A 22,947-nucleotide genomic window follows, 5' to 3' on the forward strand; every position below is an offset into this window, starting at 1 on the left:
ACTTTCGCCCCATTTTACTGAAAACAAGGAGGAAAAACGATATGGAACTTGTGATAGCAGAAAAACCGAGTGTTGCCCTATCCATTGCCAAAGTGATTGGAGCAAAGAATAAAAAAGACGGATACTATGGGGGTAACGGATACAGAGTAAGCTGGTGTGTCGGGCATTTAATTCAAATGGCAAATCCCGATGCTTACGATGAAAAGTATGCAAAATGGAAGATTGATGACTTGCCGATTATTCCAAGCGAGTATCAGTACGAAGTGGCAAAGGCGACAAAAAAGCAGTTTAACACCCTTAAAAAGCTGATGAATGATAAGGAGATTGATACAGTTATCAATGCTTGTGATGCAGGACGGGAGGGAGAAGCAATCTTCAGACTTGTATATCTTCAAGCAAACTGCAAAAAGAAGATGAAAAGGCTTTGGATTTCATCAATGGAAGATTCTGCAATTAAAGACGGCTTTGATAATCTAAAAGACGGAAAAGACTATGGCAATCTTTTTGAGTCGGCACAGGCAAGAGCAATTGCAGATTGGCTTGTCGGGATGAATATCAGCAGGCTTTATTCCTGCCTGTATAAGCAAAATTACAGTGTTGGGAGAGTTCAGACACCTACCCTTTCCATGATTGTTAAAAGAGATGACGAGATAGCAAATTTTAAGAAAGAAAAATACTATACGGTAGAACTTGAACTTGACGGCTTTACTCTTTCGACAGAACGAATTAACAGCTTGGAAGTGGCAGAACAGCTTAAAAACTTAATCGAAGGCAGGATAGAAATTGCGGATGTCATTCAGAAAGAGAAAATTATAAAGCCTGATCTGCCCTTTGACCTTACAACCTTGCAAAGAGAGTGCAATAAGTATTTCGGATACAGTGCAAAACAAACCCTTGATTACGCACAGAGTTTATACGAGAAGAAGCTGATTACTTATCCAAGAACGGACAGCAGATATTTAACCGAAGATATGATTACAAGCACAGTCAACAACATTTTAGGGAAAAATGACTTTGATACAGAGCGTATCAAGATAGTATTCAATTCTAAAAAAGTTACGGATCATCATGCGGTTATCCCGACCGTATCATCGCTCAGTGAAGATATATCCAAACTTCCTGAAAGTGAAGCAAAAGTATATCGACTGATTTCTAATAAGTTTCATGCAAGTGTAGGCTATTCACTCACCCAAAATACTACTAAAATTGTAGCTGAATTTGACGGTTTTGAATTTACAAGTACCGGCAATGTAATTAAAGAGGAGGGCTTTACAAAATACCTTAAAGAATACAAATCTAAGAAGAATGAAGGATCTGTTTTGCCGGAGGTAAATGTGGGAGATGTCCTTGAAATAAAGGAGAAAGAGATTAAAGAAAAGTACAGTCAACCTCCTAAACACTTTACAGAGGATACACTCCTAAAGGCTATGGAGCTTGCAGGTAGTGATGCACTGGAAAAAGGTGTTGAAGTGGAAAGAGAAGGACTTGGAACACCGGCAACAAGAGCAGGCATTATTGAAAATCTGATTTACAAAGAATTTATTGAACGAGATAAGAAGAATCTGATTGCAACACCGAAAGGAAAAAGCCTGATAGAGATTGTTGCAGATAACTTTAAATCGGCAGAAATGACGGCACAGTGGGAAATGGAATTGTCTGAAATAGCACAGGGCAAATCTTCCAAAAAAGAATTTTTAGAAAAGATTGAGGAACAGATAAAACATACGGTAGAGGAACACCAGAAGAATGAATAGGAAAAATGAATAGGAAATTAAATCCCCCGAAATCGGGGGAATTAGAAAAAGGAGGTAAAAATGCGAATCAATGATTTTCATAACATTTTGGAGCTTGTAAAACAGGACATTTTGCATAGTGAAGCAGAGTACCTGAAGCTCCTAAAGGTTGTCGGAAACAATCAACGATACGACTTTAGAAGTCAGATAAGTATCTATGATAAAAATCCGGAAGCAACAGCCTGTGCCAAGTTCGACTATTGGCGTGAACGCTTCCATCGAACTGTTGTACGAGGACAAAAAGGGATTCCGATCTTAGAAGATTCCGGCATAAAAAAAAGAGTGGACTACATTTTTGATGTAAGCCAGACCGTTTCAAGAAACAGAGATGTCAATGAGGTCAATCTTTGGCGATTTGATAAAGAATCTCATCAAGAGGTCTTAAAGGAGATGATAGCAAATGAAGGCTATGAAGAAAGTGAAAGTAACCTTGAAAATATCTTTTTTCTAAGCAGAATTTATGGTGATGAAAAGATAGACAGCTTGATGAATGAGCTTAGAATAGCTGATGAGGACAGAATATCCTTTGTCAAATTTGTAAGGGATTCCATCAGCTATGCGGTAGCTTCAAGGTTTAAGGTAGATTATCCGATGGATAAGGAGCTGTTAAGAGAAAATTTCAAAAGACTGGACAGCATATCCCTTATGAGCCTTGGTGAAACCGTATCGGATATTAGTGGAAATATCATAGATACAACCATTCAAAAGAGCAAAGAGATAGAGCTTCAAAAAGGAGTTTTAAGAAGCAGAGAAGCAGGATATAATAAGATTAAAGAAGAAATTGAGGAAGGAGAAAACTATGTACTTCGACGAGATGATAAGGAAAGAATTAGTGAAACCGAGCGAGTTTTCAGAAATGGGGAGTACGGAGGAGATAATAGAGAAAATCAGGGAGAAAACATTGGACAACTTGGAGAAGCAGACGGACTTCATCAAGGAATACCCGAATCCGACCTACGCAGTGATGAGGCTGGATTATCTTTCACAGAGCGAGGAGCAGAGCCGCTTCGAGATGTTAGTGGATCTATACAAGGAGAAGAAGCTGAAAGAACACCTGATGGACATTCAGAAACAGGCGATAGACTTTATGAGAACAGAGAAGCCGAAACTGATGAAGGCTTGGCAGATCGAGAGCGAGAGCAATCCGCAGTATGGGGCGATAATTTCAGCCTTGAAGGAAATGACCATCAAGGAAATCGTGGAAATCTAAAAGAAAATACTAAAGTAGAGATAAGAGAAGCGGACAAGGCTTCTTTTTCTTTGCCTGAAAATTCTTATGGACAGATAAGGCTTAGCATCCCTCTTGCTCAGAAAGATATAGACACTGTCCTTATTAACGGAGGAAATCACGATGGTGGCAGACTTCCTGTTATTGCCGAGTTTTCTAAAGGAAAAAGCAATGAAGAATTGGGAGAATACCTTAAAAATACTTTTCAAGGGGGAAACGGCTATATCATTGACGGAAGTGAAATCTCAGCTTGGTATTCGGGTAAGGGGATTCATTTTGCTTCCGGAACATCGGCAAGAGAAGATAACACACAAGTTTTAAGTTGGAGTGATGCTGCCAACAGAATTGCTGAACTTCTTAACAGCGGAGAGTTTGCTACCAATGTGGAGATTTCAGAAGCCTTGGATTATGAAAGGGACAGAATTTCAGAATCCCTATGGTATCTTATTCACGATTTGAGTGTGGAAGGAAAAGAACAAGGCTTTTTTGAATTTCTCGAAAAGGGAGGTGGCTTTCCGGATGAAACAAAACGATTATCCGAGGCACTGAAAAATCCTGAATACCTTGTAAATGTTATCAAAGAGTATGGACGATTTTTAGAAGCATATAGAGAAGATAGAGATGTATTAAGGTTTCACTATCATAAGGTGGACAGCCTTTATCAGAAGCTACAGGAGCTTGAACTGTCAAGAAAAGAATACAGTACCAATCTGACCGAACTTCCGAAAGTAAAAGCATTTATTACGGAAGATGAAGTCCTTGCTACTCTTTCAAGAGGAAGCGGAATCGATAGAGGAAAAGAGCGAATTACAAAGTTTTTCAAAGAAAACCACACTTTACAGGAAAAAGCCGACTTCTTAAAAGATGAATACGGAACAGGAGGAAGAAGCCATGCGGTATCAGGTTTGACAGGTAGTGGAGAATGGCACGATGCCAAAGGAATAAAACTGGAAAAGAATGATTGTAATGATGTGTTTCTTACTTGGTCAAGCGTAGCAAAGCATATTGATGAACTGCTTTCTAAAAATCTTTATGAAGAAAAGAAAATAGAAAGTAAGGCAGAGAGAGAAGAATCAAAAGAACCACAAAAATCACAATATTATTCCAAAGATGAACCTGAAAATCTGATGACAAAGGAAATGCTTGAAAGAGTACCGGAGATTTATACACAGGAAGATGTGGAGTTGGCGGATAAGGAAGTTCATGCAGCATATATTATTCCGTTTAGAAGTAACTGGACTTGGTATATGACAGAGTACGACAGAGAAAGCGGAGAAGCCTTTGGGCTTGTAGTCGGAATTGAGCCTGAATGGGGATATTTTAACCTTGAGGAGCTAAAGGAATTAAACGCACAAAGACTTATTTTAGAGGATTTTCCAAAGACTTTTCAAGAGATTAAAGATACAGAGCTTGTAAAACAGATGAGCGAGGAAGAAATTGACCGAGTATTTAACGGACAGCTTTCCTCAAAAGATAAGCAAAAGGAACAGGACATCTTTTATCTTAGTGATGAAATGGGAATTTCCTTAGAAGAAGCAGAGAGTATTATTAACGATAGGAACAAATTGTCAGGTGTTAGCATAGAGGATACAGACAACAAAGGGACTTTCCCTGATGAAAAAATTGCCATTAAGGTCGGTACAGAGTTTATTTTGGCAGATAAGTCTGATGTAGCTCATATCAATTTATCCGAAGCGAAAAATAGCGTGGCTCTTGGCGGTGTAAAGTACAAGCTGTTTTATGGAGAAAGCTATGAAGATAGCAAAAAGGTTGATGAACTGATAGACAGCTACGGCTATACAGCGTATGAACTAAAAGAACATTTAAGAATAGATACAGCCGAGTATAAAACTTATGAAAACTTTGAAGAAATGGAAGAAGCACTTGAGAAAAGTCCTGTTCAATCTACCCTATTTGACTATGTTCAGCAAAAGGAAGAAGTAGAGCTGAATGAAAAAGAGGAAAGTCTTGCGGATAAATTTGCAGTGAAACAAGGCGATACTGTATATTTTGACCATGAAGCATATATTGCAAGGGATATTGAAAAAAACAAGGTAAATGGAAAACCGGAGGTATGGCTGTATCCGGCAAGAGATGGAAATAGGCAAATCGCAATCGTACCGTTTATGGATAATGAGGAGCTGTTAAGAAAGATAAGCCTTGAAAGACCAAGTTTTATTGTTGGTGATGAAGTTAAATACAAGGATAAGGGCTGTACCATCACACGCTTTGACAATATGGGAAATAACCTAAAGACCGTAACGGTTAAGGATAATACCGAATATCTTGGCGGTATGATAACAGGCTCCGATGTCATTCCTTATCGTCTGGAAAGCGATCTTGAGAGGGTATTTGAAAATCTGACATACAAGAAAGCTAAAGATACGATTCAAGACATTGATGAAAAGGCAGAAAAACTAAAAATAGAAGCTCATAACTTTAAGATTACCGAAGAAATCATCCCTGAAAAATTAACGCCAAGTGAAAGGTTAAATAATAACTTGGAAGCAATTTCCATGCTTAACCGAGTGGAAAGAGGAGAACGAGAGCCTGACAGCACCGCTCAGGAAGTCTTGGCAAAATATGTCGGTTGGGGCGGACTATCCGAAGTCTTTGACGAGAGCAAGGAAGGTCAGTGGAAAGAAGCAAGAGCTTTTCTAAAGGAGAACTTATCGCAGGATGAATATGACTCTGCAAAAGAATCTACCTTAACGAGCTTTTACACACCGAAAACAGTTATTGACAGTATCTACTCTACCCTGTCAGGAATGGGCTTCAAGAGTGGTAATATCTTAGAGCCGTCAATGGGCATCGGAAACTTTATCGGCAATCTTCCTGATGAAATGAAAAAGTCCAAATTTTACGGTGTGGAGCTTGACTCCGTAAGCGGTCGAATTGGAAAACTTCTATATCCGGAAAGTGATATACAGATTAAAGGACTGGAAGAAACTTCCTTTTCCAATAATTTCTTTGATGCTGTTATCGGTAATGTACCCTTTGGAGAGTACAAGGTCAATGACAGGGAGTATAACAAAAATAACTTCCTGATCCACGACTATTTTTTTGCGAAATCCATCGATAAAGTAAGAAACGGAGGTATCATCGCCTTTATCACATCTTCAGGTACGATGGATAAAAAGGACGAAAGTGTCAGACGATACCTTGCAGCAAGAGCGGAGTTTTTAGGAGCAATCAGACTTCCAAACGATACCTTTAAGGGTGTTGCCGGAACAGAAGTAACATCAGACATTATCTTTTTAAAGAAAAGGGACAGTATCAGAGAGCGTGAGGAGGACTGGATACATCTATCTGAAGATGAAAAGGGAATGACCTACAATAAATATTTTGTGGAAAATCCTCAGATGGTGCTTGGTTCTATGGAAGAAGTGTCAGGCAGATTTGGAAATACTCTTGCTTGTTTGCCAAAAGAAAATGCCGACTTAAAAGAGCTGCTTGCAAAGGCAAGTGAAGAAATATCCAAAGGAGCAGCCTATGAAGAAATAGAGCTACTTGATGATGAAATCAGCACAATACCTGCAACGGACGATGTTAAGAACTTTTCCTACACCGTTATTGATGGTGAAGTGTATTACAGAGAAAATTCACTTTTCGTAAAGAAAGAAGTAACAGATAAAAACAAGGAAAAGATTAAGGATTATCTTTCGTTAAATGATGCTCTAAAAGATGTCATTTACAAACAGAAGGAAGATTTTTCAGATGATGAAGTAAAGAAAGCTCAGGAGAAGTTAAATGAAGTCTATGACAGTTTTTCTAAAAAGCATGGATATGTCAATAACCTAAGTAATACCAGAGCCTTAAAAGAGGATAGTAACTTCCCTCTTATTTCTTCCATAGAAATTCTTGACGAAGAAGAAAACTTCAAGGAAAAGGGGGATATATTCTCCAAGAGGACAATCACAAAGGCAAAGACCATTGACCATGTGGACACTTCCCTTGAAGCACTGGTATTATCCGTATCCGAAAAAGGATATGTGGATTTTGAGTATATGAAAAGCCTGACAGGAAAAGAGCGACCTACTTTGATTGAGGAGCTTAGAGGAGAGATTTATCTAAGTATCAGGGAAGAACAGAACTTTTACAGACCGCTATCCTTTAACTTGGAAGATGGAGATTTACCTTTCGCCTGTGCAAATGGAAGCAATTCATATAAATATGGCTATGTAACAAAAGATGAATATTTATCAGGAAATATCAGAGATAAGATTGCCATTGTTGACAGCTACCTTGCAAAGCTAAGACAGACCGAAAGAGAACTACCCCACCTTGGCTATGCGGAAGATGGCAAAGAAAAAGAGCTGATAAGCTATGAAATGAACCGATTGGAATACCAAAAAGCGGAACTTACCAAAGTATTACCGAAAGAACTTGAAGCAAGTGAGATCAGTGTTCGTCTTGGTGCAACTTGGATACCGATAAAAGATATAGAAAAGTTTATCTTTGAAACGCTGAAAACTCCGGGTTATGCCAAATGGGATATTAAGGTTAAATTCTCAAATCTTACAAGTGAATGGAATATTGAAGGAAAGAGCAGAGATAAGGGTAATGATCTTGCAGAAATGACCTACGGAACATCAAGGGTAAACGGATATAAGCTGATTGAAGATGCCTTAAATCTTAAAGAAACAAAGGTCTTTGACCAGATTGAAAATCCGGACGGCTCAAAAAGTTCTGTTCTAAATAAAAAGGAAACGCTTCTTGCAGGACAGAAACAAGAACTTCTAAAGGAAGAATTTAAGAACTGGATATTTAATGATCAGGAAAGAAGAAACAGACTCGTAAAACTGTATAATGAGCGTTTTAACTCTATCAGGAATCGTGAATATGACGGAAGTAACCTCTCTTTTGAGGGAATGAATACGGAAATAGAGCTTAGACCTCACCAAAGAAATGCCATTGCACGAAGTTTGTATGGAGGAAATACCTTGCTTGCTCATGTGGTGGGAAGCGGAAAGACCTTTGAGATGGTCGCTTCCGCAATGGAAAGTAAAAGGCTTGGAATGTGTAGTAAATCGCTCTTTGTCGTACCGAATCACTTGACAGGTCAAATAGGCAGAGAGTTTATGCAGTTATATCCGTCGGCTAACATTATGGTGGCTGATAAAAAAGACTTTGAGCCAAGAAACAGAAAGAGGTTTATTGGAAAGATTGCTACCGGAGAATATGATGCGGTTGTAATCGGTCATACGCAGTTTGAAAAAATCCCAATGAGCAAAGAGTATCAGGAGAAACATATTCAGGATCAGATTGATGAAATTTTGAACTATATTGAGGAATACAAGCACGACAGAAACCAGAATTTTACGGTTAAGCAACTTGAAAAGACCAAGAAAAAGCTGGAGGCAAGGCTTGAGAAATTAAACGATGATTTTAAGAAAGACGATGTCATTACATTCGAGGAACTTGGTGTAGATAAGCTCTTTGTCGATGAAGCACATGGATTTAAGAATTGTGCGAAACGTTGTTGAATAAGGAAGGAGTGATTAAACTACCGAAATCAACCGACAGAAATCACTTAGAAATAAGAATGAACTGTCAGAACTTAAATCTCAAAATCAAGGGAGAATTGCCCTTGCCACACTGAATTAACATTGATGATGGCATATCAAAGCCGGAAATGGTGTGCGAGATGATACTTCACTATGCAGAAATGTCTGTACAACATTTCATGTATAAAGCGTGATAAAGTCGTAACTTGAATACCTAAGTTCATGAAAATGAATATGGGATAAATAGTGCGGTCTTCCGAAAACTATGGTTACGTTAAAGAAATCCATGCAGCATCGTAAGAGTAGCGGCACCCGAAAGGGTGAAAGATTAGGGAAGAGTGTATTGCTGGTTTTTCGATACATTCCTGTATGAATGAAATATCATACAGAGCATATTTAACTGTAATTCAAGATATGCTTGTCCCTACGGTGTAAGGTGGAAACCTAAGGTTTTCAAGTAGTTAAATCTACACAAGGATAGAGATTTAGGAACGTTTGAGAGCCTGTATTTGGAGCTGTACAGAGTGATGAAAAATACAGGAAGTCAGCAGTCCCATAGTAGTCTGAGGTTGGGAAAGCCAACTACATGAGTTGAAATACTCAAGGCAAAGGGGACTAGTCAGAATAATTTACAGATTTCACGAAAAGAAAATAACTAAAATTAGTAAAACTCCCTGAAATAATGGGTGACGAACTGCGAGGTGATAGCCTGTGCATATAAACGTCAAATTTTCAAATGAAACAGATTTAAAGAAATTACTGGATTTACTTTACGAAAAATCAAAAACAGGAAATGTATTTACAGGGCTTTTAGAGGCAATAACAGATGAAGTTGTCATTGTAACGGCAATCCATAATATAAAATCCAACAAAGGTAGTAAAACTACTGGAGTAGATAAAATAAAAATGGATAAGTACCTGCAAATGCCAAAGGACGAAGTAATATATTTGGTCAAGAAATCAATATGCGATTACAAACCAAAACCTGCAAAACGAGTATATATCGACAAAGGGAATGGTAAAAAGCGACCTCTTGGGATACCGACAATCTTAGACAGGATTGTACAGGAGTGTATAAGGATAATTATTGAACCAATATGCGAAGCAAGATTTTATCCGCATAGTTATGGGTTCAGACCATATCGCTCACAAAAACACGCAATTAGGGGTATTGTCAATGTAATCAATGTAAGCTATAAGTCTAAAGACCAACCAGTCTGGGCATTAGAGGGCGATATAAAAGGCTGTTTTGACAACATAAATCATAGAATATTGTTAAGAAAGCTATGGGATATAGGAGCTCATGACAAACGTGTAATTCAAATCATCAAAGCTATGTTATCGGTCGGATACATTGAGTATGATATGTTAAAGAACGATAATAAAGGAACACCGCAAGGTGGAATACTATCACCGTTGCTGGCAAATGTATATCTTAATGATTTTGACTGGTATGTAGGAAGAAAATACTACGAACCACATAGAAAGTGTAAATACAAATGCAATGACTCAAGAAGATTAAAATGGTCAGGGATAACTCCAAAGTACAATTTCAGATATGCTGATGACTGGGTGATTTTGACATCATCTAAGAAAGAAGCGGAAAGACTGAAACGAGAATTAAGCAGGTATTTCAAGTACAAGCTAAAACTTGAATTGTCAGAGGAGAAAACCAAAGTAACCAATATGAGAACAGAAGGAATACATTTCTTAGGATTTGTAATAAAAGCCGAAAAACCAAGAAGAACACCTGCTGATAAAGAAACAAAAGAACATTTTGTTGGTAAGCCGTATCCTGATATGAAAAGGTTAAACAAGAAAATACAAAACCTTTGTAAAGAAATTAGAGATATACGGAATTACTCGGCGGTAAATAGCAGAATCGCACAGATACAATATATAAATTCGGTCATTATGGGAATTGCTGAATATATAAAAATTGGGATAAGCTCCCATGCGTTCCATGTGATAGACCGAAGAGTAAACAATAGTGCGTTATCTACTTGGAAAAGAATGTATCCCGACAAATATAATGAATGGCAAATTCCTCTAAAGGATTTAGCCAATCTACCACATAGGCACGAGGGCTATATCAGTAAGACTTTTGCCATACCTTACGAGGATATGTGGATAGGAATTACAATGGCATTCATTACTCATGTTCGATATGAAGCTAAACCATTTAATCAGAAGATGACACCTTACACTCCAGAGGGCAGAAAGATTTATGTAAATTACCGAAATAAAAATAAACCGCTTCCTAAGGACAGACCGTCTATCAATATGAGTGATGATTTACGTATGGCAGTCTATGCGGAAAATAAAATGAATTTTGAGTACTTCATGAATCGTGAGTATGCTTTCAATAGAGATAAAGGGAAATGCAGATGTTGTAAAATACCACTTTATGAGAATCCTACAGCTAATTGCCACCATGTAGATAATAAGTTGCCGATTGATAAGATAAACAAGGTAAATAACTTAGCATGGGTGTGCAGAAGTTGTCATTTGATGATACACGGAAGTGAAATACCTGAAAGTTTAGACACAAAAGTAGTAAAGAAAATCGAAAAATTTAGAGAAAAATTGAAACAAGCACAAAAATAAAGTGAAATTTGTAAGCAGTATATACTTGCGAGAGTATATGTCTGTTGAAATCCGATGGAGGAAAGTAAGTTATTTTGATGGAACGCCGTATGCGAGGAAACTTGCACGTACGGTGTGGAGCGGGGGAAAAGGTAGAGATAATATCAAAACCTTACCTATCGCTATTGTATCTTCATACAAAAATGCGTAATGTTGCAGGTATCGGACAAAGTGAAGCCTTTAAGTCCTCCGATATGTTTATGAAATGCAGATACATGGACGAAATGACAGGAGGCAAAGGCATTGTCTTTGCAACCGGAACGCCTGTAAGTAATTCTATGACGGAGCTTTACACCATGCAGCGTTATCTTCAGTATGAAAACCTAAAGAAAAATCACTTGGAGCATTTTGACGCTTGGGCTTCTACCTTCGGGGAAACACAGTCCGCCTTTGAACTTGCTCCTGAAGGAACAGGGTACAGAGTTAAGACAAGATTTTCAAAATTCTACAACCTGCCTGAACTTATGAGTATGTTTAAGGAAGTTGCGGATATTCAGACCGCAGATATGTTAAATCTTCCAACTCCTGAAGCACACTATGAGGTGATTAAAACCTTGCCAAGCGAGGAGCAAAAGGAAATCTTAAAGAGCTTATCAAAACGGGCAGATGATGTCAGAAGCAAGGCAGTTGAGCCTGATGAAGATAATATGCTTAAAATCACTAATGACGGTAAGAAACTTGCACTTGACCAAAGGTTAATCAATCCCCTGCTTCCCGATGATGAAAACTCAAAAGTCAATGTATGCGTGAAAAATGTCTTTGCTATTTGGGATAAGACAAAAGAGAACAGGTCAACGCAGCTTCTATTTTCCGATATGTCTACCCCAAAAGGTGATGGAGAGTTTAATATCTATGATGATATTAGAGGAAAACTCGTTGCAATGGGCATACCGAAAGAAGAAATTGCCTTTATCCATGAAGCAAATTCAGACAAGCAAAAGGACGAACTCTTTGCAAAGGTAAGAAAGGGTGATGTAAGGATATTGCTCGGCTCTACAGGAAAGATGGGAGCAGGCACTAATGTCCAAAACAAGCTGATTGCACTCCATGACCTTGATGTCCCTTGGCGACCTGCCGACCTTGAACAGCGTGCGGGAAGAATTGTAAGACAGGGCAATGAAAATAAAGAAGTGAATATCTACCGTTATGTTACGGAGAACACCTTTGATGCGTATTTGTGGCAAACAATGGAAAATAAGCAGAAATTCATTTCTCAGATTATGACAAGTAAGGCACCTGTCAGAGTTGCTGAAGATGTGGACGAAAGCTCCCTTAACTACGCTGAGATAAAGGCTCTTGCAACAGGGGATCCGAAAATCAAAGAAAAAATGGATTTGGACAATGAGGTTACAAAACTTAAAATGCTGGAAGCAAACTACAAGTCCAATCGTTACAGATTAGAGGATAAGGTCGCAAAAAATTATCCTGAAGAAATCACAAGAACGGAAAAACTCATTGAAGCTGTAAAGAAAGATATGGCTGATGTAGAACCACAAGGAGAAGGCGAAAATAAGTTCACTACGATAACCATAAAAGGTGAGAGAATATTTGATAAAAAGATTGCAGGAGAAAAGCTACTTGAAGATATCAAGACTATAAAAATCAACGAAAGTAAGATGATAGGAAAGTATAGAAATATGGATTTAGAGGTCAGCTATAACTTCTTTACCAATGAGCATAATTTCAGCTTAAACGGTGCTGCAAAGCATTCAGGAGAGCTTGGCACAAGTGCAGACGGTAATATCATAAGACTGGATAATGCTATTGAGAAAATGCCTGAGAAATTAAATAGACTTGAAGAAAAGCTCATAAGCACCAAAGAACAGCTGGAAAATGCCGAAGAAGAACTTAAAAAGCCGTTTGAAAAGGCAGATGAACTGAAAACTAAAGTATTAAGGCTTGCCGAACTGAATAAGCTGCTCGATATGGGAGAGGTAGAAGAAAAGAGAAATGACAATCCTCTTGTGGAAGATGTGAAAAGAGCTATCATAGACTTTTGCAACAGAGAATATGAAGAAAACCATAGCTATGATGAGTTTAGCACCTTGTATCCTGATATGAAGCATATCGGGATTGCCTACACCAATACTCCTGATGAAAGGCATGGGATTCAGTATGAACTGAATTTAGAAGCTAAAACATGGACGCAGTATATTGATGATATACCAATCAAAACTGAGAGCTTTGACTATGAAAACAAGGGAGAGAACGAAGCTCTAAGGAATATGAAAAATGAAATTGAGTTATCCTCTTTTGAAGATTTGGTCTATGTAGATTCAGAGGATTTAAAAGCTGCTCTTGGACTTGAGATTGATGATGAAGGAAACTTCTATGATCCGCTTGCAAAAGACCTCGATAATGACGGTATCATCGACAGATATGACAATGATTTCAGGGACAGTGATTACTTTGAATCAACCTATGATGTGGAAGATAATCTTCATACAAAAGAGGAAACTTCTCAAAGAACGGAAGATAAACCGTCTATTTTAGGACAGATCAGAGCTTATCAAAGTGAAAGCAAAACGGAAGAGAAACAAACTACAAAAGAACAGGAATATTCAATATAAGAGGGCTTACAAGCTCTCTTTTACTATGAAAGGAGTTAGAGCATGGCTTATAAAACAATGAGAGATAAAATTGAAGATATGGTAAAGGATAACTACAAAGATTTTATTAAAGCGGTTATCAGTATGGAAAAAGGGATTAACGATGAGAGTGCCTTAGATAAGCTCTATGATGCTTATATGGCAAATGATACCATCAATCTGCTTCATGAGGATTTTGACTATATGATTGATGATTTAAGAGAGCAGGGACAGATAAAAGACCTGCCCTATGTTCAGGAGGAAAAAGATGACCTTGTAAATATCGTTGGAAATATTGTAGGTAAGGTTGACATAATCGAAAGAGAAAACAAGAATGGAGAAGCCTTTAAAGTAGTCAATTTTTCAGTAATATCAAAAGATGATGAGGGAAACAATGTTTATCATAACTGCTCTGCATACGGAGAAAAAAGCGATATTCCAAAAGACTTTCAGGAGGGCGATTTTGTAAAACTCTTTGGACAAATCAGAACTTCAACTGATGATAACGGTAAGGAGCATAGCAATGTAAGGATACTATCCTCAAAGCTCTTAAAGGCGAAAGAACAGATGAAAGGACAGGATAAGAGTCAAGAGATTGCTAAACTGAAAAGTGAGATAGAAGAAAGAGAAAAAGACTTATTTTATGCAGATTCTTGGGAACAGGCAGGACAGATTAGAGTAGATATTGAAAAAATGAAAGCCAAGTTAAATGCCTTAACCGGCTCTGAAAAAGGGAAAGAAAACGATAAAAAATCCATAATTGGTGCTATCAAAGAATATCAGGCGGAAGATAAGCAAAAACCGAAAGAGAGTAAAGAAAAACCAAGAGAAACGGAGAGATAAATGTTTGTCGGTGTGGTCTTTAGGGCTGCACCGGCTCTTTTTTGTGGCTCAAAAAAAGGAGATAAAGATTATCTCTCCATCTCCTTACCCATATAAATTCCATAGTTCTTTCGTATCTGATAAAGCTCGTCCATAGTCGATTTTGTAGAAGAATACTCTTGCATTAGGGTATTCTTTTTTTCTTGTAATTTATCAAGTTTATCTAAAATATCCTTTGAATTTGGGAGTTTGGAATAAGTCTTTTTAAGTTCAGAAAGAGCATTTTCATAGAGGGTAATCTGAGCTTTATATTCCTCGAAAAATGCCCTATCAGACGGATTCGCCTTATATTCCTTGTAATATGCACGATATTTTTTGACAGTATGAACTTGCTCCATCGTAGTGGATAACTGTTCCATTTCCTTATCAATCGCCTTGATTTTATCCTGTAAATTTTGTCTTTCATCAGCACTTTTCTTGATAAATTCATCAAGTTGCTGAACAGATTTTATGCCATGTTCTCTGATAAAGATAACGGATTCTGCCATTGTATTCAGATTATGCTTCGTCGCCCAGTATTCATAGCCTTTGCTTTCCTTTACCTTCACATTGGTATTCATATCAATAACATTTCCAATGCGTTTTTTAACGGTAGGCGTCTTAATAAACTCTCTTTCAGCTATTCGTTCTTTTAATCGTTCCTCCGTATAATCTTCGCCAATCGTCTTAGCTCTTGTAAATCTGGGCTTATCTTTCGGCTTAAAAGCGATATGTTTGCCATACTTAATTTCATAGCCAAGTTCAGTCATTTTCTTTAGAAATTCGTCCCAATCCTTAGACTGTTTTATCATGCGATCAATGTCAAATTGAAGTCTACTTTTCCAAGAAGTACCTCTCTTTGCTTGTTCATTTTCATACCAAGACTTTCCGCTCGTCCTATATTTTTTCTTAAAGCTTTCGTAGTGTTCATCAATGACGGAAAGGTTGTTTTCTTTGCATAGCTTATCACTCTGGTAACGGATCTTATGATAGCTTTTCTTATTGGATTGATAGCACTTGCCAGTAACCATATTTACATTATTGAATATTATGTGATTATGGATATGTCCCTTATCTATGTGTGTAGATAAGACAAACTCATACTCATCTTTGAGTATCTTTTTACATAACTCAAGACCGATTTGATGTGCCATTTCAGGGCTTGTTTCTCCCGGTAAAAAAGATTGAATCAGATGTCTTGCAAGGACAGTTCCCTTAGTTCCCGCCTCTCCTCTTGTCTTTAAAAACTGAGTATGAGCAGTTGACTGATGGCATTTATTGGTACTGACTAAAAGCTGCTCATCTGTTTTTTCCCCATTAACGATGTAATCAATGGCAAGATGAAGGGTTGATTTTATAGGGTGTATTTTTGTAATAGCCATAAAAACTAATCACCTCCTGAAGTCTTGTTAAGAAGCAAGGAATGGATTTGCCACAACTCTTTTGAGAAATGTTCAATCTCTTTTTTCATATCATTGATGTCATCTTTGTAGATAATACCGGTAGAATTTACTCGCTTTGCAATCTGATTGATATTATTTGTAGCGTTGGAAAGCAAGCCCTGTAAATCTCGAAACGGCTCTAAATCTATCTGATAAATTTCCTTTTCCAAAACACATTTGCGGATAAAGTGGCTCATATTTCTGCACTTCGCAAGTTTTCTTTTTTCCTCAAAAAGAGCTTTTTCTGCCTTGGTCAACTTAATTTCAAGTCGTTCATTTCGTATCCTATTTGCCATAGATAGTTCCTCCTGTATATGAATTTCGGGGTCTTAGGGTCTCCCTAACAAGCTAAAAATTGATAAAAAAAGAAGCAGATCCCGAAGGGCTGCTTCATCAATTTTTCCGTAAGTGTCCGTACACTTACTGTGCTTGCTACAAAAGAATGATTTATAGCAAGTGTTAAGCAAGTATTCAATTTACTTTGTTCTGATGTTGGAAACATCTAAATAGTCAGGCTGGTAGTGGAACTTGTAGTCTGTGATTTTATCCGCATTATAGACGGTCATACCAACCGTTCTTGATATAGGGACTAATGCTGCATCGTCATGTAATCCATTTATAATTGTATTATACACATTCTGAATTTCTTTTTTATCGGTCATAGTATTTAAGCTTCTGATTAGCTCATCAGAGTTTTTCATACTGGTTAATGCTTTTGATGTCATATTATCCATTACCGGATTTTTTGAAAATGATGAAACCAGTTTATATGGATCCATTGGTATATTGTATGTTATTCCGATAGCCAGTTGATACTTGCCTTCAGAGATGTTTTTATAGTGATTCATTGTTTCGGAACTTGATGTTTTCACTTCAAATCCAACTTTTTTTAGGTCGCTGGCAACGGCTTCTGATATATCTTTGAGCATTGCCTGATCACTTGAGCAAGAAATATTTACAGAGAGTTTTGTGCCATCCTTTTCACGAATACCATCACCATCTTGGTCTTTCCAACCAGCTTTTTCAAGCAAATCTTTAGCTGTTTGTTCTGAATAAGAATAAGATTCAGTGTCCACATTGCAATATGGTAAATTTTTATCCAAGATTGAAGGAGCTTCTTTCTCAATATCTCCCAGAATATTTTTTCTTAGAGATTTTGTATCTATTGCGTAATTTATTGCTTTTCTGACAGAAACATCGTCAAAAGGAGATGTGTCAGTATTAATACCGATATATCTTGTTTGAATTACAGTATCTGATGTTTTGCCGGCAAAGGACTTGTCTTTTTGTAAAGAATTATAGGAATCATAACTTAGATTATTCGTACCTAAAATCAAGTCAACTTCTTTGTTGCGAAGTGCCAGTAATTTGGAATCATTATCAGGAATGATTTTGATTTTAAATGATTCTACATCAACATTTTTACGGTTGTAATTCGGATTTTTTACAAAGGTGTAGGTATCATTGTCCTTTTGACCATTATACATGTATGGACCGGTTCCCATTGTGGCGTTTTTTATTTTTTCTGATAATGTACCATCTGCATTAAAGGCGTTTGGCGACATAATTCCCATAGGCAGAGGGAGAGTAAAATCATTGAGAGCACCATAGTAAGGAGATGACAGTTTAACAGAGACAGTATATTTATCAACAACAGTGATTTTTTCTATTAATGTACTTGTTAGACCAAAAGCTCCGTTATATGTTTCTAAATTTTTTCCGACATTCTCGAAATTTTTTTTCACTACTTCAGCAGTTAATTCCTCGCCATCAGAGAACTTAATATCCTTTTTTAATTTAAAGGTATAAGTCATATTATCTTTGCCTACATCCCATTTTTCTGCAAGACCGGGAACAAAGTTTCCGTTTTCATAATTGATGAGAGTTTCATAGAAGTTTGGGATATAATAAAGCAACCCAAATGTTCCGTTTGCCATCAGAGGTTCTTGAAAAACAGAAAATCCACCATCAAAATTCCAACTTTCACAAAAAGTTAATTCTTTTACTTTTTTTGAATTTCCAACTGTGTTTTGTGAGCTGCACCCGGTTGTTATTGACAAGAGCATAATGAAAGAGAGTAATACTCCCAATAGTTTTTTTGTGGTTTTCATAAATACACGTCCTTTCTTTAGTTGTTTGTAATTACTTGTTTACTACTGAAACTGATGTTTTTTGTAAGTTCATCTGCCATAGGGAGTATCAGGGGGAAGTGAGGCAATTAATTCCCTTGAGTATTCTCCATGAAATGAATCATATGAAGTGGCATTGGATATTTCTTCTATTATTTTTCCTCCTTTCATAACAAATATGTGGCTTGCCATATATAGAGCAACATCTATATCATGAGTAATGAATAAGTAAGTAATTTTCCTTTGTTTTCGTATTTCTATCAGAAGATCTAATATTTTCTTTCTTACAGTTGCATCTAATCCGCTTACAGATTCATCAAATATAATATACTTGGGTTCAACACATATAGCTCTTGCTATACAGACTCGACTTTGCTGCCCACCTGATAATTCATGAGGATATTTTGATAAAACTGATTCGGGAAGCTCCATTTTAACAAGTGTGGATATAATCGTTGAATATATTTCGCTTTTTGTTAAATTACATAACTTATGTAACGGCTCATATAGGCTGTCAATAATAGTTTTTCTTGGATCTAAAGCTCCTGAGCTATCCTGAAGGACTAATTGAACATTTTTTCTCATTATAAGAATTTCTTCTTTAGTCATTGACCAGATATTTTTATTGTTAAAATGAATAGTTCCGTTACTGGGAGGAATTATGGCAGATAACATCATTGATAATGTACTTTTGCCACTGCCACTTTCACCCACCAAAGCATAAGAAGTATTAGGTAATAGTGAAAATGAAACATCATTTACTGATATGAAATCTTTCTTATTTGCTCCCAAACAAGGATATTTTCTACTCAAATGTTCTACAACAATCATTCTATATTCCTCCTCCCTTTAAAATACTGGCTTGTAGTAAATTTTTAGTGTAATCAGTCTTTGGAGAATTAAAAATTTCAAATACAGTTCCTTTTTCAATAATAATTCCATCTTTCATTACAATCACATTGTCAGCTAATTTTGCTATAACTCTAAAATCATGAGTAACTACAATGAGTGAAATTCCAGATTCTTTTATTTTGATAAATTGCTCTAAAACGATGGATTGTGTTTTAATGTCAAGTGCCGTTGTTGTTTCATCTGCTATGATTATCTCAGGTGATAGCATTAGAGCTAATATAACCATTAATCTTTGCAACATGCCGCCGCTTAGTTGTGATGGAAAACTATTAAGGATACGCTCTGGTTCTGATAGTCCAAATTTAGTTAAATTTTCCTCTATACTTGCCATAAGGTGTTTTTTTGAAGCATTTTGGTGTAATTTTAATGTTTCAAGTATTTGTTTACCTATTTTACTCATGGGATCAAAAGCACTCATAGGATTTTGCATTATTAATGCTATTTTTTTCCCTCTAACGGCATTTAATGATTTATCAGAAAGAGATAGCAGATTTTGGTTTTCAAACAGAATTTCGCCGCTTACATCAAATGCTTTTCTGTCTAATAAATTTAATACAGAGCGGCATGTTAAGGTTTTACCACTACCGCTTTCACCAATAATACCTAAGATCTCACTATCATTAAGTCCAAAATTTATATTATCAATGAGAGTTTTTTTATACTTTCGGTGAATGATTTTTAAATTTTTTATTTCCAATAATGGATTCATACCTAATACTCCTTTGGTGAAAGTACATCCCTTAATGCTTCTCCCAATATATTAAATCCTGCTGAAGTAAGCAAAATACACAGACCGGGATACATGATTAGCATTGGATTAGAATATAAATATTGCTTTGAATTTGACAGCATTACACCCCATTCAGGAGTGTTATCGGCAAGTCCGATACCCAAAAAAGAGTATCCGGAAATCATCAATATAATAGCTGCAATACCGGTGCTGAAATATACAATGATTAGTGGGGCAATATTAGGAAATATATGTTTAAATATAATTTCAAAAGAATTGCAGCCTGAAATCGTAGCTGCAATTATGTAATTTTTTCTCTTTTCTATTAATATATAGCTGCGTATTACTTTCACAAACCAAATCCACATAGAAAATACGATGGATATTATTAAGTTGACAGCTCCCTGCCCGATTATTCCTAATAGGGCAAGGACTATAACCATTGGTGGAAATGCCATAAAGATATCACATACTATTAAAATTATTTTATCTAAAACACCTTCAAACCAAGCACTGACAGTTCCTACAATGGTGCTTATAAAAGCAAGTATAAGTAAAGTCGGAAATGCAATGCTTAATGAATATCTTGCACCATAAACCAATCTTGAAAATACACAACGCCCCAGTTGATCCGTTCCAAGAGGATATGTACTCGAAGCAGGTAAAAACTTTTCGCTAATGTTGACAGTATAAGGGCTGTTAGGTGCTATAAAAGGTGCGAATAAAGCAACTGTAATAACCAATATTACCAATAATAAGCTGAAAACAGCTTGTCTATTATGAAATATTTTCTTAGCCATTGAATTCCTCTCCTTTAAAAATATGGGGACTCAATAAGTGATTTATGTTTTCTGCAATAGAATTAGATATGACAAATATTATTCCAAGCATCAACATACACCCTGTAATTGCCGGGGTATCTCTATTTATAATTGATGACATAAAATATGAGCCAAGTCCCGGCCATGAAAAAACACTTTCAACAATTACGCTTCCGGCGATCATCATACCGATGTTTTGGAAGAATAGAGTAATCATTGGAGGAAGTGAATTTTTTAAGATATGATTACATAAAATCCTCTTATTAGATAAACCTCTGGATTTTGCATATATCACATATTCCTGTTCCATGTTTTCAAGCAGTATAGTTCTTAATAGTTTGGTAGATGATGAAATTACAGGGATTGCAAGGGTTATAGATGGCAATATTAAGCTCCTGAAATTTCCATACTCTACTACTCTAAAAATAGGTATAGTAATTGCAAACAATGAAAGTAATAGATAACCAAGCCAAAAAGAAGGGATGGATATACCTAAAATCGTTATATTTTGTATAAGTTTATCAACAAATTCCCCTTTTTTATAAGCAGAAACTAAACTTAAAGGAATAGTGAAAAGCACAATAAAAAATAGTGCAGCAATAACAAGGGTAATGGTTGCCCAAAATTTTTCTTTAATGTCAGTTACCACAGGATTAGATGTTTGATACGAAGTACCCAAATTACCCGTTACAGCCATTTTTAACCAATTTGTATATTGAACAAATATAGGTTTATCCAAGCCTTTTTCGATTCTAACTTTCTCAATTTGTTCCGAACTTGGGTTGCCATATAAATGGTGAGCAATAGTTTCGGCTGAATCAATGGAAGATATATTTGAAAGGAAAAAGGATAACAGGCTTATCATGAATAATATAAGTATTAACCTAAAAAATTTACTCATTAATCTCAAAATAAAACCTCCCTTAACCAAAAAATGTGAGTTAGACAAATATAACTAACTCACATTTTACACATTATTTAGTTTATAAACAAGGTTACAAATTTCAATTTTAAAACATCCTTAAACGCTTATTAAATCACAAGAAATAGAGATTTTGCATAATATTATTTTGAAATAAGTTAAAATATCGTGATAGATATAAAAAATATTACGATATAAAACTTTTAGATATGATGAATATTACGATATTCCATAGGACTCATTTTAAAAGTTGATTTGAAAATCTTTGCAAAGTGTCCCGCATTTTTATATCCAACCTTTAGAGCAATATGATAAATTTTATCGTCTGTATCTTGCAATAGCAAAAGAGCATAATTCATTCGCATTACTTTTAAGTATTCATAAACGGTTGTTCCATAAACCTGACGAAATGCCATCTGAAAACGGGAGCAACTCATGTTTGCCATTTTTGACAATTCTTTTATGGAAGGATAAGCGGATAAATTGTTTTTCATAAATGTAATGACCTTGTTTAGAGAACGCTTATCTTTTCTATCCAACTTTACAGAGATATATGGACGATTTTCTTCTTTTTGGGCAGTATTAATTATTAGAGATAAAATTTCGATAACCTTACTTTCCATATATAATTTTCTGGTATTTCCTATAGCCGGACAGTCTTTGATTTGTTGAAAAACAAAGTTTAATTCCGGTGAATTAGGCTTTTCAATTAAAAAATCCAAAGCACTTTTATATGATTCATAAGTATTTCCAAAATATCCCTCTAAAAATGAATCGAAATATTTTTTTGTTATGATAACTTTAGTGAAACAGGTAGGCTTATTAGCTTCGCAGAAAGCATAAGCACTTTTTCGGGTATTTGCGTAACAGCAGATTCCTTTGTCAACCTGCTTTACCTTTCTGCCGCCAACTTTAAATGAACTTGAATCAGTTTCAAACTGACTAATCTCAAAATATTCCTCCTTAATTTCAGCCACTTTTTCAAAATTACTTTTAGGGATAAAGCTTGCAATTATAATTAAAAACTGACCATGAAAATTCATTATCTGCAAAGTTCCATTCCCATATTCTGAACTCATACGATAAAAATCATTTTCTGAATCAGATTCTTCCTCAATTTTATAGAAATGTAAACTTTCAGGTAAATTTTTATAATATTCAATAACCGTACGGTTCAAAGTATCACCTCCTCGTATTAAACATCATTTTAGCACAAGTTTATATCATAATCAACTAAATTTATATCACAATATTTTAATTTTTGTCTGATAAAATCTCTTATAACCGCTTAAATAAAAGGATTTTAAGGATAACTATATTAGTATGTTCCAAAATAGTCAATTATTGACTTAATTCTTATTTTGACAT

Annotated in this window: 14 protein-coding genes; 6 read left to right on the forward strand and 8 right to left on the reverse strand. The window is 36.0% G+C overall.

Annotation, left to right across the window (positions count from 1 at the left end; genetic code table 11):
* Nucleotides 1-41 precede the first annotated feature (41 nt).
* From BQ7358_RS05360 to BQ7358_RS05380, 6 genes are all read left to right on the forward strand, one after another.
* A complete protein-coding gene (locus BQ7358_RS05360; RefSeq protein WP_072520301.1) occupies nt 42-1,754 on the forward strand; it encodes a DNA topoisomerase 3 in 1,713 nt (570 codons plus the stop codon).
* 838 nt (nt 1,755-2,592) lie between these two features.
* Nucleotides 2,593-3,003 (forward strand): hypothetical protein, encoded by a 411-nt coding sequence (locus BQ7358_RS09190; RefSeq protein ID WP_268762350.1) that lies wholly within the window; start codon nt 2,593-2,595, stop codon nt 3,001-3,003.
* Nucleotides 2,913-8,507: an Eco57I restriction-modification methylase domain-containing protein gene (locus BQ7358_RS09040; RefSeq protein WP_456071314.1), complete on the forward strand. Its 5,595-nt coding sequence runs from the start codon at nt 2,913-2,915 to the stop codon at nt 8,505-8,507. Before BQ7358_RS09190 ends, BQ7358_RS09040 begins: the two co-directional genes overlap by 91 nt.
* Nucleotides 8,508-9,239: 732 nt before the next feature.
* The gene (gene ltrA, locus BQ7358_RS05370; RefSeq protein WP_072520302.1) at nt 9,240-11,135 is read left to right on the forward strand and encodes a group II intron reverse transcriptase/maturase; all 1,896 of its coding nucleotides are present in this window, start codon (nt 9,240-9,242) and stop codon (nt 11,133-11,135) included.
* Nucleotides 11,136-11,212: 77 nt separating this feature from the next.
* Nucleotides 11,213-13,744, forward strand: coding sequence for a helicase-related protein (locus tag BQ7358_RS09235; RefSeq protein ID WP_234971579.1), 2,532 nt, complete (start codon nt 11,213-11,215; stop codon nt 13,742-13,744).
* Between the two features lie 42 nt (nt 13,745-13,786).
* Nucleotides 13,787-14,605, forward strand: a complete 819-nt coding sequence (locus tag BQ7358_RS05380; protein WP_072520303.1) for a single-stranded DNA-binding protein — start codon at nt 13,787-13,789, stop codon at nt 14,603-14,605.
* A 68-nt stretch (nt 14,606-14,673) separates the two neighbouring features.
* Here BQ7358_RS05380 and BQ7358_RS05385 read toward each other — a convergent pair whose 3' ends face one another.
* The 8 genes from BQ7358_RS05385 to BQ7358_RS05420 form a co-directional block, all read right to left on the reverse strand.
* Nucleotides 14,674-16,005 (reverse strand): relaxase/mobilization nuclease domain-containing protein, encoded by a 1,332-nt coding sequence (locus BQ7358_RS05385; protein ID WP_072520304.1) that lies wholly within the window; start codon nt 16,003-16,005, stop codon nt 14,674-14,676.
* Between the two features lie 5 nt (nt 16,006-16,010).
* Nucleotides 16,011-16,361, reverse strand: coding sequence for a plasmid mobilization protein (locus BQ7358_RS05390; RefSeq protein WP_072520305.1), 351 nt, complete (start codon nt 16,359-16,361; stop codon nt 16,011-16,013).
* A 180-nt stretch (nt 16,362-16,541) separates the two neighbouring features.
* Nucleotides 16,542-18,176 (reverse strand): ABC transporter substrate-binding protein, encoded by a 1,635-nt coding sequence (locus BQ7358_RS05395; RefSeq protein WP_072520306.1) that lies wholly within the window; start codon nt 18,174-18,176, stop codon nt 16,542-16,544.
* A 69-nt stretch (nt 18,177-18,245) separates the two neighbouring features.
* Nucleotides 18,246-19,025: an ABC transporter ATP-binding protein gene (locus BQ7358_RS05400; RefSeq protein WP_021676602.1), complete on the reverse strand. Its 780-nt coding sequence runs from the start codon at nt 19,023-19,025 to the stop codon at nt 18,246-18,248.
* Nucleotide 19,026: 1 nt separating this feature from the next.
* Nucleotides 19,027-19,815, reverse strand: coding sequence for an ABC transporter ATP-binding protein (locus tag BQ7358_RS05405; protein ID WP_072520307.1), 789 nt, complete (start codon nt 19,813-19,815; stop codon nt 19,027-19,029).
* A 2-nt stretch (nt 19,816-19,817) separates the two neighbouring features.
* Nucleotides 19,818-20,636, reverse strand: coding sequence for an ABC transporter permease (locus BQ7358_RS05410; RefSeq protein ID WP_072520308.1), 819 nt, complete (start codon nt 20,634-20,636; stop codon nt 19,818-19,820).
* Complete coding sequence (locus BQ7358_RS05415) at nt 20,629-21,558, reverse strand: ABC transporter permease (protein ID WP_021676599.1); 930 nt, start codon at nt 21,556-21,558, stop codon at nt 20,629-20,631. The genes BQ7358_RS05410 and BQ7358_RS05415 overlap by 8 nt, the downstream gene beginning before the upstream one ends.
* Before the next feature lie 224 nt (nt 21,559-21,782).
* Nucleotides 21,783-22,757, reverse strand: a complete 975-nt coding sequence (locus BQ7358_RS05420) for a helix-turn-helix transcriptional regulator (RefSeq protein WP_021676598.1) — start codon at nt 22,755-22,757, stop codon at nt 21,783-21,785.
* Nucleotides 22,758-22,947 lie beyond the last annotated feature (190 nt).

The organism is Gemella massiliensis (genome assembly GCF_900120125.1).
Taxonomy (GTDB): domain Bacteria; phylum Bacillota; class Bacilli; order Staphylococcales; family Gemellaceae; genus Gemella; species Gemella massiliensis.

Bases quoted from the DNA above. Each gene is read 5' to 3' on its own strand.
- BQ7358_RS05400 (WP_021676602.1), bottom strand. From the start codon at position 19,025: ATGATTGTTGTAGAACATTTGAGTAGAAAATATCCTTGTTTGGGAGCA.
- BQ7358_RS05415 (WP_021676599.1), bottom strand. From the start codon at position 21,558: ATGAGTAAATTTTTTAGGTTAATACTTATATTATTCATGATAAGCCTG.
- BQ7358_RS05395 (WP_072520306.1), bottom strand. From the start codon at position 18,176: ATGAAAACCACAAAAAAACTATTGGGAGTATTACTCTCTTTCATTATG.
- BQ7358_RS05390 (WP_072520305.1), bottom strand. From the start codon at position 16,361: ATGGCAAATAGGATACGAAATGAACGACTTGAAATTAAGTTGACCAAG.
- BQ7358_RS09235 (WP_234971579.1), top strand. From the start codon at position 11,213: ATGGAACGCCGTATGCGAGGAAACTTGCACGTACGGTGTGGAGCGGGG.
- BQ7358_RS05360 (WP_072520301.1), top strand. From the start codon at position 42: ATGGAACTTGTGATAGCAGAAAAACCGAGTGTTGCCCTATCCATTGCC.
- BQ7358_RS05410 (WP_072520308.1), bottom strand. From the start codon at position 20,636: ATGGCTAAGAAAATATTTCATAATAGACAAGCTGTTTTCAGCTTATTA.
- BQ7358_RS05385 (WP_072520304.1), bottom strand. From the start codon at position 16,005: ATGGCTATTACAAAAATACACCCTATAAAATCAACCCTTCATCTTGCC.
- BQ7358_RS05380 (WP_072520303.1), top strand. From the start codon at position 13,787: ATGGCTTATAAAACAATGAGAGATAAAATTGAAGATATGGTAAAGGAT.
- BQ7358_RS09190 (WP_268762350.1), top strand. From the start codon at position 2,593: ATGTACTTCGACGAGATGATAAGGAAAGAATTAGTGAAACCGAGCGAG.
- BQ7358_RS05405 (WP_072520307.1), bottom strand. From the start codon at position 19,815: ATGAATCCATTATTGGAAATAAAAAATTTAAAAATCATTCACCGAAAG.